We start from the raw sequence: 4,224 nt of genomic DNA, 5'->3' as shown, positions 1-4,224 counted from the left end.
GTGAAGTCGTAACAAGGTATCCCTACCGGAAGGTGGGGATGGATCACCTCCTTTCTATGGAGTATCGGACCTTCGGTCCATACAAAACGAACGAAACAACAGGGTCGTCACATTCGCTCTTTGGTTTTCAGGGAATGCAACCAACCCCTTGGCTGATGCCAGGGGGTTTTTGCTATTCACAAGCCGTCTTATGATATCCTTTTAGGAGGGCGGTTTTTAGCGCTAGGATTCCTAAATTGTTTCTCTCTTTCGGTCGATTCGTTTTTACTTTTATTTTGAGGTGTCGATTACAATGCGAAAAAAATGGTGGGGAACTCTTTTAACAATCCTTTTATGCTCCATGATGTTAATCGGATGTAGTCAGACAACAAACCCTGATATTGCCGCGAATCAAGATGCGACTGAAGAGAAGAAAATAGACACAACAACAATGGAAAAGGAACGAAAAAAATATTTGGAGCAGCAATTGATGCCTCCTCAATTTGGCGGTATCGTGCACTGTGCCGCTGAGCAGGTGGAGGAGAAATGGGAAGGAAATCACGGGAAGTGGTATGGTTGGGTGTTTTGTCTGGAGCTACAAGAGGATGGTTCTGAAGGGGCAGGGGTGAGTCTGCCGGTCGTTCTTGAATTGAAAAAAATTGATGGAAATGTAACCATAACCGGTCATGCGACACCGGAAGACGGATCTGAATACGAGCAGAGTTTTCGCCGTCTTTTTCCGGAGTCGGTAAGGGAAGATCTCTCTCAGGAGAAAATCGATCTCGATGCGCTTGAGCAAGAGGTGAAACAGCAGGGGGCAACAGCACCTTAATACAAGACTGGTGCTCACGAGTATTAGCGAGACCTAAGAGCAAAGCGATCAAGGGGAAAGTTGCGGATCGTTGCATAGATTGAGACTTCACACGCCTAAAGGGGGGATTCTGCAACGCCACCTTTCAGCCCACGATTGAAACCGTGGGTTTTCAGACAACAACTTACTGTGAAAATGACTTAATCCCTGTATATAAGCTTGCGCCGTACGATACTGTACGGCGTTTTCCAATTGTGCCCTCTTTTTTTCTCAGCAAATTCTCATTAAAGGGCGTTACAATATGGAAAATGAAAGAAGCGGGGGACCCTTTAAATGGAAGAAGTAGCAAAACGGATATTAATCGTGGAAGATGAAGTGAATATTGCCCGCGTGTTGCAATTGGAGCTTGAATATGAAGGGTATCAGGTTGAAGTAGCTTATGACGGTGTGGATGGATTGGCTCGAGCGGAAGCAGTTGAATGGGATCTGATTATGTTGGACATTATGCTTCCCCGCCTCAACGGCATTGAAGTGTTACGGCGTTTCCGGCGTATCGACGAGCGGACACCGGTTTTGCTGTTAACGGCTCGTGATACGGTTCCAGATAAAGTGATGGGGTTGGACCAAGGCGCCAATGACTATATCACTAAGCCTTTTGAGATTGAGGAAGTATTGGCCCGTATCCGTGTCAATCTTCGTTTTAGCGGTGGGAGAAGCGAAAAAGAAACAGACGATGATTTGTTGTCTGTGGGAGATCTCACCCTAAACATAAAAACACGGGAGGTGTATAGGGGAAGGAGAGAGGTTCGCTTGACCCCGCGGGAATTTGAATTGCTCCACTACCTGATGCGCCATCCGCGCCAAGTATTGGAACGGGAACAGATAATCCAGGAAGTATGGGGATTTGATTATATGGGGGATACCAACGTTGTGGATGTTTACATTCGTTACCTGCGTCAAAAAATTGATAAACAAGCGTCTACCCCTTTAATCCACACCGTACGAGGAGTGGGTTACACCCTGCGGGAGATAGACCGATGAAATTATCGACAAAGATCCAGCTCTTTACAACGGTGATCCTATTGGTGCTGTTGGTTGGAGCCAATGCCGGTGTTTACGCTTTATTTCAGATGCAAACGAATAACGCTGAAGTGGAGCGGTTACAAGGCACGGCGGAAAGTATCATGAGAGCGGTCAACGTCACGGATGGAGGGGAGCGATCCGCCACCCGCCTATTGCGGGCGTATCTAACGGAAGATGGGATGATCCGAGTGGTTAATGCACAGCAAACGGCGCTATTAACCGTCACGGAACAGCCAGAGCTGATGCAGGACGTCTCACCTCAGTTTCGGGATCGACAGGACCATCGCATTTTCTCGCGGGAAGATGGGCGCTATTTAACCGTGTTTTATCCGCTGGTGTGGGAAGACGGACAAGTAGTTACTTTGGAAGTAACCGAAAGTTTGTATTTGATCGAGGAGAATCTGCAAATTTTGCGTTGGGTATTATTTTTGGCGACGGTGATCGTCCTTATTCCCACCATTATCGCCGGAAGGGTTTTAAGCGGTCTTGTTTTGCATCCGATTCACTCCTTGATCCAAACGATGGAAAACAATCGGCGCCAGGGTGCCTTCCAACGATTACAATTGAATAAACGTTCCAACGATGAACTAAAGCAAATGGCGGTCACATACAACCGGATGATGGATTGGATGGAAGAGAGTTTTCAAAAGCAACAGCAATTTGTATCCGATGCTTCCCATGAGTTAAAGACGCCGCTGACAGTGATTGAAAGTTACGCCAATCTGCTAAAAAGATGGGGGCGGGAAAAGCCGGAAGTACGGGATGAGGCGGTGGAAGCGATTCACGCCGAAGCGAAGCGGATGAAGGCACTTACTCATCAGATGCTGGATTTGGCGCGAGATGATACCCATGAAATACTCCAGTTGGAGACGGTGGATTTAGGTGATTTGTGCCGGGACGCCGTTCGTCCTTTGGCGCGTACCACCGGTCAAATGATACGGGTGAAAGCCGAGAGCGACGTGTTGGCGGTGGGAGATGCGGAGAAGCTGAGGCAATTGTTGTTTATTCTGGTGGACAATGCACTCAAGTACAGTGAAGATGAGGTCGATGTACAAGTGGAAACGACGGAGCAAGGACCTCGTATCCAAGTACAGGATCGGGGAATCGGTATTCCGGAAGAAGATCAGGAACGGATATTTGAACGCTTTTACCGTGTGGATAAGGCCCGTAGCCGGGAAACGGGTGGGAGTGGCTTAGGCTTGTCGATCGCAAACCGGATCGTTGCCGCACACCGCGGAGAGTTAACTCTCACCAGTACGGAAGGGGAAGGGACGGTCATGACGATCCAATTGCCCCCATTGTCTCAACTCTCATGAGAAGGCCACGATATTCTCATCGTTTTCTCATGGTACTCACCATGGTTTATTAGTCTGGCTCCGTATCATGATCCTTGAAAACAACAGCAAGGAGTGAACGAAGATGAGAAAAACAGGATTGGTTGTGTTGGTGGGAGCCGTTATAATCGCAGGAGCAGGATTTGGCGTCAATAAGATTTTTGCTGGTGAGAGTGATCCCACTTTAACCGTTCAGGAAGTTACCCAAAAAGTGGAGGAACGCTATCCGGGAAAGGTGAAAGAAGTGGAGCGGGATGATAAGGGTTCCCATGTGGTATATGAAATCGAGCTGGCGGGTTCCAACGGTGAATATGAGATCAAAATGGATGCCAACACGGGTGAAATTTTAAAGGTGGAGCAACAACAAGTCTTGACGGATGATACCGCCAAAGATAGTAAGGACGGCAACGATGATGAACATCAATCTGATAATACCGTAGCTCGGGACGATGATCAGGAGCAAAAACCGTCCGATGACCAAGGCCAAAAACAGCCAAAGGACAAGAAGCGTATCAGCTACGAGCAGGCCAAAAAGGTCGCTTTAAGTAAATTTGACGGTAAGATCACTGAAATTGAATTGGATGAAGACGATGGCCGTTGGATCTACGATGTGGAAATAAAAAATGGCAAACAAGAAGCCGATGTAGAAATTGATGCCTATACCGGTGAGGTTCTGTTCATGTCTGTAGAAAATGATGATTAAGAATTAACGTCCCTCGTAAAAAGGCCCGCAAATGCGGGCTTTTCTCCATAAAAACGGAGCATAATAAATCACCGAAAAAAATCTTAAAAAAAGGGGTTGATCTCATCTCATATCCGTGATATATTAATACTTGTCGCCGCAAGGTGACGCCAAAAACAAAGCAAGATCCGCACCTTGAAAACTGGATACGAGAGAGCCAAGAATAAAAAATGGGTATCAAAGTGCAACTTGCACCGGATACACATTTTCACCGGAGTGATTTGAGGAGAAGTTAGAAAGGGCACACGGTGGATGCCTTGGCGCCAGGAGCCGAT

At 47.2% G+C, this 4,224-nt stretch carries 4 protein-coding genes and 1 rRNA gene; all 5 read left to right on the top strand.

The genetic code is table 11. The features are described 5' to 3' along the window. Window positions 1-54, top strand: a 16S ribosomal RNA gene (locus C8J48_RS18445); the annotation flags it as partial. Window positions 55-292: 238 nt separating this feature from the next. Next, a complete protein-coding gene (locus C8J48_RS18440) occupies window positions 293-811 on the top strand; it encodes a hypothetical protein (protein ID WP_107728729.1) in 519 nt (172 codons plus the stop codon). Between the two features lie 312 nt (window positions 812-1,123). Next, a complete protein-coding gene (locus C8J48_RS18435; RefSeq protein ID WP_107728728.1) occupies window positions 1,124-1,831 on the top strand; it encodes a response regulator transcription factor in 708 nt (235 codons plus the stop codon). Beyond that, window positions 1,828-3,189, top strand: coding sequence for a sensor histidine kinase (locus C8J48_RS18430; RefSeq protein WP_107728727.1), 1,362 nt, complete (start codon window positions 1,828-1,830; stop codon window positions 3,187-3,189). Before C8J48_RS18435 ends, C8J48_RS18430 begins: the two co-directional genes overlap by 4 nt. A gap of 103 nt (window positions 3,190-3,292) precedes the next feature. Then, the gene (locus tag C8J48_RS18425; protein WP_107728726.1) at window positions 3,293-3,910 is read left to right on the top strand and encodes a PepSY domain-containing protein; all 618 of its coding nucleotides are present in this window, start codon (window positions 3,293-3,295) and stop codon (window positions 3,908-3,910) included. The last annotated feature ends 314 nt before the right edge of the window (window positions 3,911-4,224 follow it).

It is taken from the genome of Desmospora activa DSM 45169 (assembly GCF_003046315.1).
GTDB lineage: Bacteria > Bacillota > Bacilli > Thermoactinomycetales > DSM-45169 > Desmospora > Desmospora activa.
This window is presented reverse-complemented; position numbering and strand designations above follow the sequence as displayed.

Coding starts and splice junctions, on each gene's coding strand:
- C8J48_RS18430 (WP_107728727.1), top strand. CDS start 1,828: ATGAAATTATCGACAAAGATCCAGCTCTTTACAACGGTGATCCTATTG.
- C8J48_RS18425 (WP_107728726.1), top strand. CDS start 3,293: ATGAGAAAAACAGGATTGGTTGTGTTGGTGGGAGCCGTTATAATCGCA.
- C8J48_RS18440 (WP_107728729.1), top strand. CDS start 293: ATGCGAAAAAAATGGTGGGGAACTCTTTTAACAATCCTTTTATGCTCC.
- C8J48_RS18435 (WP_107728728.1), top strand. CDS start 1,124: ATGGAAGAAGTAGCAAAACGGATATTAATCGTGGAAGATGAAGTGAAT.